The 18,537-nt window shown below is 45.1% G+C and carries 15 protein-coding genes; 9 read left to right on the top strand and 6 right to left on the bottom strand.

From position 1 onward, the window contains the following. Window positions 1-45: 45 nt before the first annotated feature. Window positions 46-1,701 carry a transmembrane adenylate cyclase gene (locus tag L2W36_RS00920; protein WP_171388997.1) on the bottom strand — a complete coding sequence of 552 codons (1,656 nt, stop codon included), beginning with the start codon at window positions 1,699-1,701 and terminating at the stop codon, window positions 46-48. Window positions 1,702-1,972: 271 nt separating this feature from the next. Between L2W36_RS00920 and L2W36_RS00915 the strand changes: the two genes are divergently transcribed. Continuing rightward, window positions 1,973-3,097 carry a BamA/TamA family outer membrane protein gene (locus L2W36_RS00915; protein WP_006071997.1) on the top strand — a complete coding sequence of 375 codons (1,125 nt, stop codon included), beginning with the start codon at window positions 1,973-1,975 and terminating at the stop codon, window positions 3,095-3,097. A gap of 52 nt (window positions 3,098-3,149) precedes the next feature. Here L2W36_RS00915 and L2W36_RS00910 read toward each other — a convergent pair whose 3' ends face one another. Further along, entirely contained in the window at window positions 3,150-4,328 is a 1,179-nt protein-coding gene (locus L2W36_RS00910; protein WP_236109121.1) for an MFS transporter, read from the bottom strand. A 335-nt stretch (window positions 4,329-4,663) separates the two neighbouring features. Between L2W36_RS00910 and prfC the strand changes: the two genes are divergently transcribed. Next, a complete protein-coding gene (prfC, locus tag L2W36_RS00905) occupies window positions 4,664-6,253 on the top strand; it encodes a peptide chain release factor 3 (RefSeq protein WP_006071994.1) in 1,590 nt (529 codons plus the stop codon). A 75-nt stretch (window positions 6,254-6,328) separates the two neighbouring features. Here the strand turns inward: prfC and L2W36_RS00900 are convergent, their stop codons facing one another. The 4 genes from L2W36_RS00900 to L2W36_RS00885 all read right to left on the bottom strand — a co-directional run bounded on the left by L2W36_RS00900 (window position 6,329) and on the right by L2W36_RS00885 (window position 11,116). Then, the gene (locus L2W36_RS00900) at window positions 6,329-7,294 is read right to left on the bottom strand and encodes an ABC transporter permease (RefSeq protein WP_038225478.1); all 966 of its coding nucleotides are present in this window, start codon (window positions 7,292-7,294) and stop codon (window positions 6,329-6,331) included. Between the two features lie 2 nt (window positions 7,295-7,296). Continuing rightward, window positions 7,297-8,427: an ABC transporter permease gene (locus L2W36_RS00895; protein WP_006071990.1), complete on the bottom strand. Its 1,131-nt coding sequence runs from the start codon at window positions 8,425-8,427 to the stop codon at window positions 7,297-7,299. Beyond that, entirely contained in the window at window positions 8,424-10,004 is a 1,581-nt protein-coding gene (locus L2W36_RS00890) for an ABC transporter ATP-binding protein (protein ID WP_062456862.1), read from the bottom strand. Before L2W36_RS00890 ends, L2W36_RS00895 begins: the two co-directional genes overlap by 4 nt. A 116-nt stretch (window positions 10,005-10,120) precedes the next feature. Beyond that, window positions 10,121-11,116: a BMP family lipoprotein gene (locus L2W36_RS00885; protein WP_236109120.1), complete on the bottom strand. Its 996-nt coding sequence runs from the start codon at window positions 11,114-11,116 to the stop codon at window positions 10,121-10,123. A 318-nt stretch (window positions 11,117-11,434) separates the two neighbouring features. Here L2W36_RS00885 and L2W36_RS00880 point away from each other — a divergent pair, with 318 nt between their 5' ends. The 7 genes from L2W36_RS00880 to deoD all read left to right on the top strand — a co-directional run bounded on the left by L2W36_RS00880 (window position 11,435) and on the right by deoD (window position 18,502). Then, the gene (locus tag L2W36_RS00880) at window positions 11,435-11,557 is read left to right on the top strand and encodes a DUF5363 family protein (protein WP_006071986.1); all 123 of its coding nucleotides are present in this window, start codon (window positions 11,435-11,437) and stop codon (window positions 11,555-11,557) included. Then, window positions 11,547-12,326: a TatD family hydrolase gene (locus tag L2W36_RS00875; RefSeq protein ID WP_031493527.1), complete on the top strand. Its 780-nt coding sequence runs from the start codon at window positions 11,547-11,549 to the stop codon at window positions 12,324-12,326. The genes L2W36_RS00880 and L2W36_RS00875 overlap by 11 nt, the downstream gene beginning before the upstream one ends. A 205-nt stretch (window positions 12,327-12,531) precedes the next feature. Further along, entirely contained in the window at window positions 12,532-13,797 is a 1,266-nt protein-coding gene (locus tag L2W36_RS00870; protein WP_006071982.1) for a NupC/NupG family nucleoside CNT transporter, read from the top strand. A 449-nt stretch (window positions 13,798-14,246) separates the two neighbouring features. Beyond that, window positions 14,247-15,023, top strand: a complete 777-nt coding sequence (deoC, locus tag L2W36_RS00865; RefSeq protein WP_006071980.1) for a deoxyribose-phosphate aldolase — start codon at window positions 14,247-14,249, stop codon at window positions 15,021-15,023. A gap of 85 nt (window positions 15,024-15,108) precedes the next feature. Then, window positions 15,109-16,443, top strand: a complete 1,335-nt coding sequence (deoA, locus tag L2W36_RS00860; protein ID WP_236109119.1) for a thymidine phosphorylase — start codon at window positions 15,109-15,111, stop codon at window positions 16,441-16,443. Window positions 16,444-16,458: 15 nt separating this feature from the next. Continuing rightward, on the top strand, window positions 16,459-17,679 hold the full coding sequence (locus L2W36_RS00855) for a phosphopentomutase (RefSeq protein WP_236109118.1): 1,221 nt from the start codon (window positions 16,459-16,461) through the stop codon (window positions 17,677-17,679). 103 nt (window positions 17,680-17,782) lie between these two features. After that, window positions 17,783-18,502: a purine-nucleoside phosphorylase gene (gene deoD / locus L2W36_RS00850; RefSeq protein WP_006071974.1), complete on the top strand. Its 720-nt coding sequence runs from the start codon at window positions 17,783-17,785 to the stop codon at window positions 18,500-18,502. Window positions 18,503-18,537: the final 35 nt, after the last annotated feature.

Below are 18,537 nucleotides of genomic sequence, written 5' to 3'. Positions count from 1 at the left end.
AAAAAAGAGAGCAAACTGCTCTCTTTTTTATTAGTATCAATGAGGTTAAAGCCTGCCTAAAGCGTCGAGCAGCTTTGATTTTATCTCTGGACTCGCAATATAAGCGCTGAGATAGTGTTCTTCATTATTCTCAAAATCTGGCTGCATTTGCAGCATTTCTTTATAGCTGGCTTGAGCCTGTTTGAACTCACCTTTGTATACTTGAATGATCGCTTTTAGCATCGGAATCCAAAATACACGGCGTAAAGACAGCTTGCTAATGGCTTTATCGGCACCCTCAAAATCATCAAGCATGATCTTGTGAATAATAGAGGCCACAGAGAACCATGGCGGTCTAAATGGGTTCAGAGCTTTTGAGTCTTGGATAAGTTGCAATCCTCGGTCAAATTCCCCTGCCATGCATAATGCCCAACCGGATAAGCCAATCTGATAGGCGGCATTGGGGTTAATCGCAATCACTTTGTCGACTGTCTCGATGACGCTATTGACGTCTCCAGCAACTTGGTGCGCCATTAACATCGCTATTTGAGATTCTTGGTTAGTCGGCTCTAGCTCAACCGCTCGTTTGGCATAGTTAAGAGCTGTTTCGACAGCACTGTCGACCTTATTCATTCCTAACATGTCAGCATCAAAGTAAAGCACAGCTAACATAGCATGCAGCAACGCAACATCAGGTTCATTTTGTACAGCGCTCAACAAGGCTTGAGTAGCCTGCTGGTGGGTATCTTCCGAGAGCGTCATTAAGTAGTGACGATAACGCAGTGTCGCTTCATAGGTAGAGAGATGCTCAATCTTTTTCTGGTTACAGCTTTGATAGATTTCTCTGTGAATAATGCCAAAGCTGGAAGCCAGCTCAGCGACGACTTCCGCAATGATGTCATCTTGAACAGAAAATAGATCGTCGGTTGCTAAATCACAGGTGTACTTCTCAGCCCAAACTTGCTCACCGGAGTCAGTGCGATACAGCTTGGCATAGATTCTCACCTTATTACCTAGTGCTTGCATGGTGCCAGAGGTAATAAACGACACACCTAGCTTTTCACCTAAACCTTTGACATCGGCGGAGGTACGAGGATCAATGCTCGTTTCACCGAGAGCATGCATTGAGACGACTTTGAGCATATCAAAGCGCGCAAGCTCAGTGGCTAATTCTTCGCCGAAACCTTCAGCAAAAAAGCGTTTCTCAGGATCATCTGACAGTGAAAGAAACGGTAATACCGTCAAAGTAGGGCTTAAGGACTTCTGAGTTTCACGTGCAAACTGAGCCAAGGATGCTGTTTGTCTTGCAGCTTGAGGTACTTGCGGCGTAAACAATGGACTATAACGCCCTTTTGGAATTGACAGAACAATGGGGTCATTGACGCCTTCGGTAAGGTAGTAGGTTTCTAGAGTTCGGCGAACTCGCCCTGCTTGAATTCGAACGATAGGATCAGCTTGGTGGTCAAAGTCGGCATCACGATCAAACACTTCAGTTGCGATCGTAAACTGTTTTAGACGATCACCGTTACCAACGAGAGTCTGCTCGACAACAAAAGATAGTAACTCTTTCATCTTCGGGCTTTGATCAAATGCTTTACTCGAAAGAATGCGGTTAAGCTGATCTTTGACTCGGGTTTGGTTCTCTTCTATTCGAATATCTAATGGAGCTTGTTCTGACACCGTAGCTAACTCTCTTATCGTAGGATCTGGGTATTTTGCCATTTTAAGACAGCTAAAAATAGTAATGAGTTCACTATTTGCGACTGCTCACCTGTGTTATTTAAGGTTAGCATCAAATGACTGAGACCTTAGCTAGAAAGCGTTGAAGTGTAGGGTAAGTCCGAGGTTTGTTGATAGATCTTGTCAAATTGCCTTTGTGTAGTAGCAAGTTTTTGAAATGATGTATATTTAGTTGGATAATTGTTAAAACATATAACTAGTGAGCCTTTCATTGTTTTGATGGATCGGTTTGCATAGCGTTCAAGGAAGAAGTATGAAGAAGCTACCAGTATGGTTGTTAGGTGGTATGGCAGCGGCGTCTTCTGTCTCTGCGATGGAACAGTTCCTCGACCCTAAAGATGGCATGTTCGATGCCAGTAAATGGGTACTTGATAATGCGGTTGGCTTTATGCCTGTACCCATAATTATCACCGATCCCGCTGTTGGGGCAGGTGGTGGTGCAGCGTTGCTGTTTTTCCACGAATCAGAAAAACGTAAGCAACTGCGTGAGGAAAATCCCGATGAAGTCGTGGGATTGCCGCCGAGTGTGACGGCGGTTGCCGCTGCTGCGACAGAAAATGGCTCGTGGTTAACTGGGGCGTTTCACTTCGGCTCATGGCAGGAAGATACGTGGCGTTATCAAGGTGGTTTGTTCTACGGCTCATTCAACCTAAAATATTACGAGGGTGATATTCCTTTCGATTTCAATATCGATGGCTTGTACTTCATGCAGGATATTGATTATCGCATTGCAGGTAGCGATTGGTTTGTCGGTGCCAAATATTCCATCCTATCTTCTCAAAGTACTTTTGATATTGGCAATATTATTCCGGGTATACCGCCTATCGATTACGACATGAACGATGCGGGGGTTGAATTAAAAGTCACTTATGACAGCAGAGATACTATTTTCACACCGAATGACGGCCTGAAAGCCAAGTTGAGCGTCGATTTTCATAATTCGGCTTTTGGTGGCGATGTGGACTACCAAAAAGGACGCTTTCAAACCAACTATTTTGCACCGTTAACCAATGATTTTGTCCTGGGGCTACGTGGCGATTATCAAACCGTTTCCAATGATGCACCATACTATGCTCGTCCATTTATCAGCATGCGTGGTATTCCAGCAATGCGCTATCAAGGTGATGATATGGCTTTGGTTGAAGTGGAGGCTCGCTATGATCTTACCCCTCGTTGGTCACTAATTGGTTTTACTGGAACTGGCAAAGCGTTTGATGAAGGTGATAGTTTTTCAGATGCCAAGTATCAAAATGTTGTCGGCGGAGGTTTTCGCTATTTGGTGGCGAGACAGTTAAATATGCGAGCTGGTGTCGATGTTGCAAAAGGTCCTGAAGAGTGGGCGTATTATATTACCGTTGGTCATGCTTGGCAGTTGTAATGAACAAGAGAAAGGCTGGATTCATCCAGCCTTTCTTCATTAATGTGGATATTTACTTACGTTTAAACAACAAAGTAGCGAATGCTAGCACTAAGGTCACAACGATACTTGCCGCGCAATAATCCACGACTGACACAAAACCTTCAACGTCGATGAGCTGACCTGCAATGTAAGTACCCACTCCAAACCCTATTGCCATTGCAAACATCAGAATGCCTTGTGTGAGTGCAGGTGTGCTTGGGCTGAGCTCTTCTGCAATCGCTGGTATTACCATATCGAACCAAGATATTGCTTGCATCAGTAGTACTATCAATAGAATAGGGACAAGGCTTGGAATGTTCGTTCCTATCGCCAGCCATAGACCAATTGAGGTTACTGCATAGCAAGCCAGTGACGCCATCCAGATGAGATAAGGGCTGCTTTTTTCTGCCAGGCGACCAGCTGGCTCAAGGAGTATCATGGTTAATACCGCGGAGCCTGCGAGACCAAACGCAGAATGTCCAAGGTCGACGTTAAACACCTCTTTGATGATGATTGGTCCAGTTTCCATCAAGTTACTGGCGGTAAACATGGAAATGAACACTGTTGCCAAGAACATCACGAATGCAATGGAGGTGCGTTTGTTGCTCTTCTTAGTTAGTGATTCATCGTCGCTTTGCTGTTCAACCTCAGGCACTTTGACTTTCGGTGGCGGTGCAATAAATACAGTAACAATAGAAACGCAGACCAGAGTCATAAGCATCAGTAGCTTTTGTTCACTTGTCCAACCCAATAGACTTACCACTCCGAGGAGCGAGCCCGCAATCACCACACCCAAAAACTGGAACTGAAATAGACGACTTAGTCCACGCGCTTGCTCATTTTCTGGTAGAGAATTTAGGACAAATGTTGGGTTCAGTACCAATTGAGAGACAGTACCAATACCGATGGTAAGTCCGACTAACAAGTAGGTGTAGGTTTCAGTTTGCGCAAAATAGAGTAGCACCAGCGAAAGTAAGTGAGAGAACAACGCCACTTTTTGCATTTGACGGTGGATACCATATTTATCTGCAAGCCAACCAATGAGCGGTGCGCTGATGCCAAATAGGCCAATCAGAGATATTACGCTGCCCATAAGAGAGCCGCTTCCTGTGCGTTCGATAATAAGCGGTGTCAGCATCAGGGCAATGCCCGCCCACTGAACCACGCCGTTTGACATCTGTGCGATGTACCAAGGTTTAAGAGTTTTCATGGAGTGTTCCCCAAATTAAAGACCTTAAGGTCAAAAGAAATGAAATTGCGATAGGTAAAACCACAGGAAAATGCTCTTATTTATCGAAACTCTGTTTAAGGTAAAAAGTATATGGGAGGCGATTTACGATGAGCAGTGTGTAACCCGTTGTTACTTAAGGGGAGCAAGTAAGTTACTGAGTCACTGAGTGGTTAGTCAGTAGCTTGAAGAAACTAGTGATTGAGAATCGAAGCCAGATCGGTGAAAATAGCGCCCATTATTTTTTCGACGCCTTCGAGTAGTAGTTGAGCCAATACTCTCAAACGCTATTCTACAAACCAAGAAGATCGAGATTCATGTCAAATCCTCAATTTCAGCAACAAGTTTCTAAGCGCAGAACTTTTGCGATCATCTCTCACCCGGATGCGGGTAAAACCACCATTACTGAAAAAGTACTGTTATTCGGAAACGCGATTCAGAAAGCAGGCACAGTAAAAGGCCGTGGCAGTGCGCAGCACGCCAAGTCAGACTGGATGGAAATGGAAAAAGAGCGTGGTATCTCGGTAACAACGTCCGTGATGCAGTTTCCTTATAACGACTGTTTGGTTAACCTACTTGATACTCCTGGACACGAAGACTTCTCGGAAGATACTTATCGTACGCTTACCGCTGTTGACTCATGTTTGATGGTGATTGATGCGGCAAAAGGTGTCGAAGACCGTACCCGTAAATTGATGGAAGTAACTCGTCTTCGTGACACGCCTATCGTGACCTTCATGAACAAATTGGACCGTGATGTACGCGACCCAATGGAAGTGCTAGACGAAGTAGAAAGTGAACTGGGTATGATGTGTGCCCCTATCTCTTGGCCAATTGGTTGTGGTAAAGAGTTTAAGGGTGTTTATCACATTCACCGTGACGAAACGATTCTGTACGAATCTGGCCATGGTCATGAAATCCAAGAAGTTCGTATCATCAAAGGGTTAGATAACCCAGACCTTGATGACGCGGTAGGTGCTGATCTAGCAGAAAGCGTTCGAGAAGAGTTAGAGCTAGTGATGGGCGCATGTCCTGAGTTTGATCTTGATTCTTTCCTTAAAGGTGAGCTAACTCCAGTATACTTTGGTACCGCACTTGGTAACTTTGGTGTTGACCATATGCTAGACGGCCTAACTAAGTGGGCACCAGCACCACAAACGCGTCAAGCGAATGAGCGCGATGTTGAAGCAACGGAAGAGAAGTTTTCTGGCTTTGTCTTTAAGATTCAGGCAAACATGGATCCAAAGCACCGCGACCGTATCGCCTTTATGCGTATTGTATCTGGTACCTATTCTCAAGGTATGAAGATGAACCACGTTCGCACCGGCAAAACAGTCAGCATTTCTGATGCGGTTACGTTTATGGCGGGTGACCGTTCTCGCGCCGAAAAAGCGTATGCTGGTGATATCATTGGTCTTCATAACCACGGTACCATTCAAATTGGTGACACCTTTACTCAAGGTGAAGCGCTCAAGTTCTCTGGCATTCCAAACTTTGCACCGGAGCTATTCCGTCGCATTCGTCTAAAAGATCCATTGAAGCAGAAGCAGCTACTAAAAGGTTTGGTTCAGCTTTCTGAAGAGGGTGCTGTTCAGGTATTCCGTCCGCTACAAAACAACGACCTTATTGTTGGTGCGGTTGGTGTGCTTCAGTTTGACGTGGTTGTTGCTCGTCTAAAATCTGAGTACAACGTTGAAGCGATTTATGAAAGTGTTAACGTTGCAACAGCTCGTTGGGTTGAGTGTGATGATGACAAGAAGCTTGAAGACTTCAAACGTAAGAACCAGCAAAACCTTGCGCTTGATGGTGGTGACAACTTGAGCTACGTAGCACCAACTATGGTTAACTTGAACCTAGCGCAAGAGCGTTTCCCGGATATTAAATTCCGCGCAACACGTGAGCACTAATCTATAGTTGCTAATACTAGGCAATAAAAAACCGCTCGTTTGAGCGGTTTTTTTCGGTCTGAATATCGCATCCGGTTATTCGCGTTCTTTAGTGTAAGGCACGCCGATAGCTTTTGGTGCTACCGCCTTACCAATAAAGCCTGCGAGTAGGAATACGGTTAACACGTAAGGTACCGCTTCAATCGCTTGTACCGGAATAGGGAAGTCACCAATGGTCACGCCTTGCATACGAATAGCTAGTGCATCCAAGAAACCAAAGAGCAAACATGCACCCATTGCGGTAAACGGACGCCACTTACCAAAAATAAGCGCAGCCAAAGCCATATAACCTTTACCTGCACTCATGTTTGGAATGAACTGAGCCGTTTGCGCGACCGATAAGTAAACGCCACCAATACCCACTAATACCCCACAGATTGCAACGGCAGCGTAACGCATACGCACGACAGAGATACCTGCAGTATCCACTGCTGATGGTGACTCACCTACAGCACGTAAGCGCAAGCCAAAACGAGTTCGGAACAGTAGGTACCAACAAGCAGGAACGATAAACACCACAAGGTATACCAAAATGGAGTGTCCACTAATCAGCTCTGAGTAGATATCGCCCAAAATAGGCACGTCCGCAACGGCATCAGCACCAGGGAAGGTAATCGGTGCGAAACGAGCGTCACCAGATAGGGCTGGAGTTTGACCACCTTGTTGGAACCAGTGGCGACCTAACGTAATGGTTAAGCCTGCGGCAAGAATATTGATTGCCATACCACTGACGACTTGGTCACCTCTGTGGGTGATACAAGCGAAGCCGTGAAGCAAGGCGAGAAGCACCGAGATACCTATACCAGCAAACAAACCTAGCCACGCTGAACCGGTGACATGGGCTGTAGCAGCACCGGCAAATGCAGCGGCCAATAGTTTACCTTCTAGTGCAATGTTCACTATCCCTGAACGTTCACAGAACATACCGGCTAAAGAGGCAAGAATCAGTGGCGTTGCCACACGTAAGGTGGCATCAAGCATGAGAATAATCGTTTCAAACATAATCAAGCGACTCCTTTCTCTGCTTGTTGCTCATTGTTTTTGCTACCAAAAAGTTTGAGGTAAGTACGTTCTAGTGAAGGACGGAACATGTGCTCTAGTGCTCCTGAGAATAGAATCACCAGACCTTGCAATACCACAACGATATTTCGGTCAACGCCGTACTCAAAACTTAGCTCAGCACCACCTTGATACAGGAAGCCGAACAACAAACTTGCTAATAGAACACCGATAGGGTGGTTACGCCCCATTAAAGCAACCGCAATACCAGTAAAGCCAAAACCTTCAACGAAGTTGAGTTTGATTTGATGCAGTTCGCCTTGTAATACATTCAAACCAAAGAAGCCCGCTAACATGCCTGAGATAAGCATGGTAAGGACAATGATTTTTACATATTTAATACCTGCATAGCTTGCAGCTGATGGATTTGAGCCGACAGAGCGGATTTCGTAACCCCAACGTGAGTGCCACATAAATAGCCAGACAAACACACAACACAAGAGCGCAAAAATGAAGCTCAAGTTCATTGGGCTTGGTGCCATTTCAATACCGACCACAGCGAGCATTTCATGCATCTTTGGTAACCAGCTTGAGACTGCGAACACACGGCTTTCTGTTGCCATCGTGTTTTCAGGCTTCAAGATATCAACTAGTAGATACGCCATTAACGAAGAGGCGATGAAGTTGAACATGATAGTCGTGATTACGATATGGGAACCGCGTTTTGCTTGAAGGTAAGCTGGAATAAACGCCCACGCAGCACCAAATAAACCGCCAGCAATGATGGCAACTGGGAAGACGATATACCACGGTGCGTATTCACCTAGAGTCAAACAGACCAAGCCAACGCCCAAACCACCGATATACGCTTGCCCTTCACCCCCAATATTGAATAAGCCAGCATGGAAGGCGACGGCTACAGCAAGACCGGTAAAGATAAAGCCTGTCGCGTAGTACATGGTGTACCCAAAGCCTTCTGCGTAGCCAAAGGCTCCTGTCCACATGACTTTTGCCGCGTCAATTGGGTTAATATCGATATAAATAAACAGCAGAGCCGACACCAAAAACGCAACTAATACGTTGATTGCTGGCAGCAGTGCCACGGTTACCCAAGCGGGTACTTTTGCTTGGCTCATGCGCTTTCTCCTTGTGGCTCTGCGTGTTCCTTGGATGCTTTAAGGTGCTCAGGCATGATATTGGCCATCATTAATCCCAGCGTTTTCTCATCGGCATCTTCAATGGATACTTCACCCACGATAGAGCCATCAAAGACCACTAAAATGCGATCAGATAGGCTTAGGATTTCATCTAGCTCAACCGAGACCAGCAAGACAGCTTTGTCTTCGTCACGTGCAGCAATGATTTGCTGGTGGATGTATTCGATAGCACCGATATCTACCCCACGAGTTGGTTGGCCGACCAAAAGCACATCTGGGTTCTGTTCCATTTCGCGCGCGATGACTAGCTTCTGTTGGTTACCACCGGAAAAGTTTGCGGTTTTTAATGTGGTGTCGTTAGGACGAACATCCCACTTATCCATGCTCTTCTGACAACACTCTTTAATGGCTTGCTTATCTTGCAGTAAGCCTTTGTTGTATTGTGGTAAGTGGTGGTAGCCCAGGATATACGCTTCTTGAGCTTCAAATTTGTTGATAAGACCCTGCTTATGACGGTCTTCAGGAATATGACCTACACCAATAGCACGTACCTGTTGAGGATCGAGAGGGTGATGTTTGTCGATATGGCTACCGTTAATGTCAATGCTGCCGGAATAAGGCTTAATAATCCCAGATAGCAGACCAAGTATTTCTGATTGACCATTACCAGAAACACCAGCAATACCAACGACTTCACCCTGTCTGACACCAAAGCTGATACTCTTGACACGCTCAACACCTGCGTCATCAAAAAACTGTAACTGATCAACTTTGATAAGCTCTTTCTTCGGATTCGCTTCAGATTTATCAACTTTTAGGCGAACCTTGCGTCCCACCATTAGTTCTGCCAGTTGCTCTTTGTTCGTTTTCGCCGTCACCACGTGCTCGACCATTGTGCCTTGGCGCATTACCGAAATATTGTCGGTAATCGCTAGGACTTCACGCAGCTTATGCGTGATGATCATGATAGTAGTACCTTGAGCGCGAAGTTTATCTAAGATGCGGAAAAGGTGATCGGCTTCTTGTGGAGTGAGTACACCTGTTGGCTCATCAAGAATCAGGATTTTTGCGCCACGATACAGCGCTTTTAAGATTTCGACACGTTGCTGAAGACCAACAGGTAGCTCGCCTACAACGGCATCAAGGGGAACTTCGAGCCCGTAATCCTGTGCTAGCGCTTTCAGCTTTTTGCGCGCTTTACCTAAACTTTCATTTAGCTGCCATCCATCTTCGGCACCGAGAACAATGTTCTCTAATACGGTAAATGTTTCCACTAACATAAAGTGTTGGTGGACCATGCCAATTCCTGCTTTGATTGCTTCTTGAGAGTTAGCGGGCTTGTAAGGAGCGCCGTTCACTGTCATTTCACCAGCATCAGCATGATAAAATCCGTAAATAATACTCATAAGAGTGGACTTGCCAGCACCATTTTCACCAATGATGCCGTGAATCGTGCCCTGAGGAACTCTAAGATCGATAGCTCGGTTAGCGTGAACGGCTCCAAAGCGTTTATCTATCTGCTTAAGTTCAATGGCAATAGATTGTCCGTTTGTCACTAGATACTGCCTTATAATTATACGCCGCTGTTTTTAGGCAGCGGCGTTGTTATGTTTACTCAGCTTATTGATAACAAACTAAAATAAGCTGAGTCTTTCATTCTGAGCTAGGACGCTTAGAAGTTACACGTGTTGTCAGACATGTAGTCGTGAACTTCGATCTTGCCAGCGATGATGTCCGCTTGAAGCGTATCTAGGTATGCTTTCATTTCAGGTGTGATTAGGTCTTTGTTGTACTCGTCGTAAGCCCACTCAACTGCGCCTTCTTTTAGGCCAAGTACTTTGATGCCTGCTTCCCAAGTACCGTTTTCAGCGTCGTCCCAAGTATTGTATGCAGCAACACCGACTTTCTTAACCATAGACGTCAGCATAGTGCCTGGTTGAAGGTGGTTTTGGTTTGAGTCAACACCGATTGCGTACTTACCAGCATCTTTAGCTGCTTGGTATACACCCATGCCAGTACCGCCAGCTGCTGCGTAGATAACGTCAACGCCTTTAGAGAATTGAGATTTAGCAAGCTCTGAACCTTTCGCTGGGTCAGCGAAGGCTGCTGGAGTAGAACCTGTCATGTTTTGGAATGTTTCGATTTCTGGGTTCGCGTATTGTGCACCTTGACGGTAGCCACATTCGAACTTACGAATCAATGGGATATCCATGCCACCAACAAAACCTACTTTGCCAGTTTGAGAAGCTTTTGCTGCCAACGCACCTACAAGGAAAGAACCTTCGTGTTCTTTAAAGACAATAGATTGAACGTTTGGCTTATCAACGACCATATCGATGATGGTAAATTGAATATCAGGGAATTCAGTGGCAACTTTTTCTACGGCTGATGCCATGTTGAAGCCAACAGCAACAATAGGAGTGAAGCCACGGCTTGCAAGGCGACGAAGGCCTTGTTCACGTTGCGCTTCGTTTTGAGGTTCAAATTCACGAACTTTAATGCCTTTGTCCGCATTAAATACTTTTACACCGTTCTGGAAAACAGCTTCGTTGAATGATTTGTCAAATTTACCGGCTGTATCGTATACCACTGCTGGTTTCGCTGCGAATGCACCAAATGAAGCTACTGCTACTGCGAGCGCAGACATTTTTAGAATAGTTTTTTTCACGATCAATTCCCTTGTAGTGTCGAATGATAGAGCATCATTGACGATTCGATAGGCTAGGCTCATTCCAGTTTTTAGGTGCCTAGAAAATGGTCGCATGTAAACGACACAGAAATGACGATAGAGACAATTTGTGTGGTTTACAAACAATAGGCAACATTTTATCGTTTGCGTATATGAAAAAAAACCGCTTCTATCACAGCATTGAGGGGTAAGTCACAACTTAGTGATAAAACTCTAACTATTGCGCTATCCTTTGTAACATAAGGATTTGAGATAATATCGATTGCAATCGATTACATTTATTTAGGTAAATTTACCATGGTTGAACTGCTCAAAAAGTGGCTTAAAAAATACGATGATTGGTGTGCCTCATTAGGACTCACACCAGAGAATAAACGTAGTTGCGTGCCTTATCGAAAAGAGCCAAAAGATGGTGATTGATAGCCATTGCCACCTCGATCTATTGGCAAAGAAAAAAGACATAAACCAAGTACTATTAGAGGCAGCAAAGGCTCAAGTTGCCGCTATCGTTGTACCTGGTATTAATGAGCAAAATTGGCTGACCATAAATAAGTTAGCCAGTGAGCATGCAACGGTGTATTTCGCTTTAGGGTTTCATCCCTTGTTTCTTGAGGAAGTGGATGATGGCTCTATTGCTCGCCTAGAGCAACGTGTTGCTGAGTTGAAAAACAACCAAAAGTTTGTCGCATTAGGAGAGTGTGGTCTCGACTTCTATCAAGGTAGAGAAAACGAGCTTCTACAAAAATCACTTCTTAGTGAGCAAATTCGTATTGCCAACCAGTACCAACTACCCATTATTCTTCATTGCAGGAAAGCACACCAAGATCTTATTGCCTTATTGAAACAGAACCCTCCTCTATATAGTGGCGTTATTCATGGATTCAGTGGCAGCTACCAACAAGCGATGGATTACGTCAATCTCGGTTTAAAAATAGGTGTCGGTGGTGTCATTACCTACGAAAGAGCGCAAAAAACACGCTCAACTATCATTAATCTTCCACTAGAAAGTTTGTTACTAGAGACGGATGCGCCTGATATGCCTCTTTATGGGTATCAAGGTCAGCCTAATGAGCCCAAAATGGTAAACATGGTTCTATCATCGTTAAACATGCTGAGAAGTGAAAATGAGCAAACGGTTACGTCACAGCTACTAAAAAATAGCAAATTGACGTTTAATTTTTGTGACTAAATGTGCTGTTAATTGTGAATTCGAAAACGTTTGCAGAGATGAATTGTGATCATGATCGCAAAATGACGTGTATCTTTTATGTGTTCAAGACGAAAGTGTGAGGGGGGTACTACTTTCTTTTCTGTGGGTTTGTATAATCGCCCCCGCTTTTGAGCTTCAAATTTTGTTACACGCCAAATTATTAAATATAAGGAAGTCATAAACTATGAGCCTGTTTATGAGCCTGGTTGGTATGGTTGTACTGATTCTTATCGCAGTACTTCTATCGGATAACCGCAAAGCTATTAATATCAGAACTGTGGCTGGCGCTTTTGCTATCCAATTTGCACTTGGTGCGTTTGTTCTTTATGTACCTTGGGGTCAAGAGATCCTACGTAGCTTCTCTGACGCTGTATCTAGCGTGATTAACTACGGTAACGATGGTACGTCATTCCTATTCGGTGGTCTTGTTTCTGACAAGATGTTCGAAGTATTCGGCGGCGGCGGTTTCATCTTCGCATTCCGTGTACTACCGACACTGATCTTTTTCTCTGCGCTTATCTCGGTACTTTACTACCTAGGTGTAATGCAGTGGGTTATCAAGATTCTTGGTGGCGGCCTGCAAAAAGCACTAGGTACATCTCGTGCGGAATCTATGTCTGCTGCGGCAAACATCTTCGTAGGTCAAACTGAGGCTCCACTTGTTGTACGTCCTTTCGTGCCTAAGATGACTCAATCTGAGCTATTCGCCGTAATGTGTGGTGGTCTAGCTTCTATCGCTGGTGGTGTACTAGCGGGCTACGCATCAATGGGCGTGCCAATTGAATACCTAGTAGCGGCATCATTCATGGCAGCTCCAGGTGGTCTTCTATTCGCTAAGATCATCAAGCCTGAAACTGATGAGCCTGTTGAGCAGCTTCACAGCATGCAAGCTGAAGGTGAAGACAAGCCAGCTAACGTTATCGACGCAGCAGCGGGCGGTGCATCAGCAGGTCTTCAACTAGCTCTTAACGTAGGTGCAATGCTAATCGCATTCATCGGCCTTATCGCCCTAGTTAACGGTATGCTTGGCGGCATCGGTGGCTGGATCGGTATGCCAGAACTACGTCTAGAAATGATTCTAGGTTGGATCTTCTCACCACTAGCATTCCTACTAGGTGTGCCATGGTCTGAAGCGACAATCGCTGGTGAGTTCATCGGTATGAAGACTGTTGCGAACGAATTCGTAGCATACGCGAACTTCGCACCATACCTAGGTGACGCAGCACCAGTTGTTCTTTCTGAGAAAACTAAGGCAATCATCTCATTCGCTCTATGTGGTTTTGCGAACCTTTCTTCTATCGCAATCCTTCTAGGTGGTCTGGGTAGCCTTGCGCCTAAGCGTCGTGGTGATATCGCACGCATGGGTGTGAAAGCAGTAATCGCAGGTACGCTATCTAACTTGATGGCAGCAACGATTGCTGGTTTCTGTCTAAGCCTAGCTGGCATGTAATTGCTCGCGTAAAGGTTATTAGTATATAGACGCCGTATTAAATCGCCCCGTAGCAAGAAATTGCTGCGGGGCTTTTTTGGTTTTAGGAGCCAGATAATTCCTAATGAATCGTTACTGGATAAGCGATTCAACGACTGAATGGAAGTTTTTTGAGAAGCAAACCGTTTGCGTTTTAATCAGCTCTACCGTTTTGAACGAGAGTTCTATACTGTATAGGCTACTAAGTAATTCTTTCGTGTTTTCGCGAAGCTTTATGTAGCCAGAGCCAGTTCTCACCAAGATAGGAATCAGGTGATTTTAACGAGCAGGTACTGTGCGGTGACAAGGATAGCAATTGGTATTCAGCTTTAACCTAATAGCTGAACCGAGTCTTCAAGGAACCAAGTCCGTTCATTTATTGCTGACGAGTTTGTCAGGTAATTAATTGAATATATTGACCGGAGATAGAAATGAGCGATTTAAAAGCAGCAGCTCTACGTGCACTAAAACTTATGGATCTAACCACGCTAAATGATGACGACACTAATGAAAAAGTGATCGCACTATGTCATGACGCAAAATCGCCAGTGGGTAACACGGCGGCGATCTGTATTTATCCTCGCTTTATTCCTATTGCAAAGAAAACGCTACGCGAACAAGGTACACCAGAAGTACGTATCGCAACTGTGACTAACTTCCCTCACGGTAACGATGACATTGAAATTGCGGTAGCTGAGACTAAAGCAGCTGTTGCATACGGTGCAGACGAAGTGGACGTTGTATTCCCATACCGCGCACTGATGGCAGGCAACGAAGAAGTAGGCTTCGAACTTGTTAAGCAATGTAAAGAAGCGTGTGGTGATATCCTTCTAAAAGTGATCATCGAAACTGGTGAGCTTAAAGAAGAAGCGCTTATCAAGAAAGCTTCAGAAATCTGTATCAAAGCAGGCGCGGATTTTATCAAAACATCAACAGGTAAAGTGCCAGTTAACGCTACTCCTGAGTACGCGCGCATGATGTTAGAAGTGATTCGCGATATGGGCGTTGCTGAGAAAGTTGGCTTCAAGCCAGCTGGTGGCGTTCGTACAGCGGAAGATGCTGCTGCTTATCTAGCAATGGCTGATGACATTCTAGGTGCAGATTGGGCAGACAACATGCACTACCGCTTTGGTGCCTCTAGCCTTCTAACTAATCTCCTGAATACATTAGAAGTAACAGACGAAACTGCAGATCCATCTGCATATTAATCTGAATCTTTTTGTTGGTGGCTGATTTCCAGCCACCACTATTCCCTCTATCCCTACAACCCAAGCTTAGACTGGGGAGGTACTAATGTATTTACCACAAGAAATTATTCGTAAAAAACGTGATGGCCAAGAGCTAACTGCTGAAGAAATTAACTTCTTTATCCAAGGTGTTGCCAAGGACACCGTATCTGAAGGCCAGATTGCTGCCTTTGCAATGACCATCTTTTTTAATGAAATGACTATGCCAGAGCGTATTGCTCTCACGTGCGCAATGCGTGATTCTGGCATGGTTATCGATTGGGGCCACATGAACTTTGGTGGCCCGATTGTTGATAAACACTCAACAGGTGGTGTTGGTGATGTAACATCACTGATGCTTGGTCCTATGATTGCTGCATGTGGTGGCTTTGTACCGATGATCTCTGGTCGCGGTCTGGGTCATACAGGTGGCACGCTGGACAAGCTAGAATCTATTCCTGGCTATGACATTACACCAACCAATGACGTGTTTGGTGAAGTAACCAAAGACGCTGGTGTGGCGATTATCGGTCAAACGGGAGATCTTGCGCCTGCTGATAAGCGTGTTTATGCGACTCGTGATATCACTGCAACGGTTGACAATATCTCTCTGATTACTGCGTCTATCTTATCGAAGAAACTGGCGGCAGGTCTTGAATCACTAGTGATGGATGTAAAAGTCGGTTCTGGTGCTTTCATGCCAACTTATGAAGCATCAGAAGAGTTAGCCAACTCTATCGTTGCCGTAGCTAACGGTGCTGGTACTAAGACTACGGCTATCCTTACCGATATGAATCAAGTGCTTGCTTCTTCTGCAGGTAATGCAGTTGAGGTTCGTGAGGCAGTACAATTCTTGACGGGTGAATACCGCAATCCACGTTTGTATAAAGTGACGATGGCACTTTGTAGCGAAATGTTGGTGTTAGCGAAGTTAGCTGAAGACACTGAGCAAGCAGAAGCTAAGCTGAATGAAGTACTTGATAACGGTAAGGCTGCTGAGTGCTTTGGCAAAATGGTCAAAGGTTTAGGCGGCCCTGCAGACTTCGTTGAAAACTACGATAATTATCTAGAGAAAGCAGAAATTATTAAGCCAGTATACGCTGACAATGAAGGTATTGTTTCAGCGATGGATACTCGAGCGATTGGTATGGCTGTAGTTGGCATGGGCGGTGGTCGCCGCGTGGCAACAGATACCATCGACTACGCGGTAGGCTTTGATCAATTTATTCGATTAGGCGAGACGGCAAGTGCAGACAAACCACTAGCTGTTATCCATGCGCGTAATGAAGCGCAATGGCAAGAAGCAGCAAATGCATTGAAAGCCGCAATGACAATCGGTGAGCAAGCATACGTAGAAACGCCTTGTGTGTACCGCCAAATTCGAGCGGAAGATCTCGCATAAGCGTGAGGAGAAATTATGAAACGCGCATTTATTTTAGTATTAGATTCATTTGGTATTGGCGCATCAGCCGATGCTGAGCAATTTGGTGATGTAGGCTCAGATACACTGGGTCATATTGCAGAGCAGTGTGCAAAAGGTTTGGCTGATAACGATCAGCGCAACGGTGAGCTAAAGCTACCGAATTTGAGCAAGCTCGGCCTAGCCATGGCGCATAAAGAGTCTACAGGTGCTTTGGCACAGGGCCTTCGTGATGACGTCGAAATTATCGGTGCTTATGGTCACGCAGCAGAGTTATCGTCAGGTAAAGATACGCCGTCCGGCCACTGGGAAATTGCTGGTGTTCCTGTTTTGTTTGATTGGGGCTACTTCACGGATAAGCAAAATAGTTTCCCGAAAGAGTTGACTGACCGCATTCTAGAACGTGCAGGTTTAGACGGCTTTTTAGGTAACTGTCACGCATCAGGGACTCAAGTACTTGATGACCTAGGCGAAGAGCATATGAAGACGGGCAAACCTATCTTCTATACGTCAGCGGATTCAGTTTTCCAGATTGCATGTCATGAAGAAACTTATGGTTTAGATCGTCTGCTTGAGCTTTGCCAAATCGCTCGTGAAGAGCTTGAGGATTACAATATTGGTCGTGTTATCGCGCGTCCATTTATTGGTCCAGGTAAAGGGCAATTTGAGCGCACGGGTAACCGTCGTGACCTTTCTGTTGAACCGCCAGCGCCAACCGTGTTGTCGAAGCTTGTTGAAGAGAAGCAGGGACAAGTGGTATCTATCGGTAAGATTGCTGATATTTACGCGAACTGCGGTATCACTAAGAAAGTGAAAGCCACAGGCATTCCAGCGCTATTTGAAGCAACCAAAGAGCAAATCAAAGAAGCGGGCGACAACACGATCGTTTTCACTAATTTTGTTGATTTTGATTCAGCGTATGGTCACCGTCGTGATGTGGCGGGTTATGCAGCTGCGCTTGAGTACTTCGATTCTCGTATTCACGAAGTAATCGAATTGATGGAAGAAGACGATGTTCTTATTCTGACGGCTGACCATGGTTGTGACCCAACTTGGCCAGGTACTGACCATACACGTGAACACATTCCTGTTATCGTTTATGGTCACAAGGTTCCAGCAGGTTCTTTAGGTCTTCGTGATAGCTTTGCTGATATTGGTCAAAGCCTTGCAAGCTACTTTGGTACATCCTCAATGGATTACGGAAAGAACTTCCTATAATCATTAACGAACAACGCTCAAGTCTCACTTGAGCGTTGTACATTTAACATATCTCTAGGCACTAAGTCCTAGGAACAAGCACTGAGAATAAAGGGAAACAGTCATGGCTACTCCTCACATTAATGCGGAAATGGGTGATTTTGCAGACGTAGTATTGATGCCGGGCGATCCACTGCGCGCAAAATACATTGCTGATACGTTTTTGGATGATGCAGTACAAGTGTGTGACGTACGTAATATGTATGGCTATACAGGCACTTACAAAGGTCGTCGTATCTCTGTAATGGGTCACGGTATGGGTATTCCATCATGCTCTATTTACGTTACTGAACTGATCAAAGATTTTGGTGTTAAGAAGATTATCCGTGTAGGTAGTTGCGGTGCGGTTAATGAAGACATCAAAGTGCGCGACGTTGTTATTGGTATGGGTGCATGTACTGATTCTAAAGTGAACCGTATTCGTTTTAAGAACCATGACTTTGCGGCGATTGCTGACTACAACATGGTGAAGAACGCTGAAGAAGCGGCAAAAGCTCGCGGTATCAACGTAAAGGTGGGTAACCTATTCTCTGCTGAGCTGTTCTACACTCCTGATCCTGAAATGTTCGATGTAATGGACAAATATGGCATTGTTGGTGTTGAGATGGAAGCGGCAGGCATCTACGGTGTTGCAGCAGAATACGGTGCAAAAGCACTGGCTATCTGTACCGTATCTGACCATATCAAGACTGGTGAGCAAACGACCTCTGATGAGCGTGCAACCACATTTAATGAAATGATGGAGATTGCTCTAGATTCTGTTTTGCTAGGTGACGCAGAATAAGCAAGACGCTTAATAAAGTATGTAAAAAAGCCTCG

Origin of the sequence: Vibrio sp. McD22-P3, assembly GCF_021568915.1 — a bacterium.
Taxonomy (GTDB): domain Bacteria; phylum Pseudomonadota; class Gammaproteobacteria; order Enterobacterales; family Vibrionaceae; genus Vibrio; species Vibrio mediterranei.
This window is presented reverse-complemented; position numbering and strand designations above follow the sequence as displayed.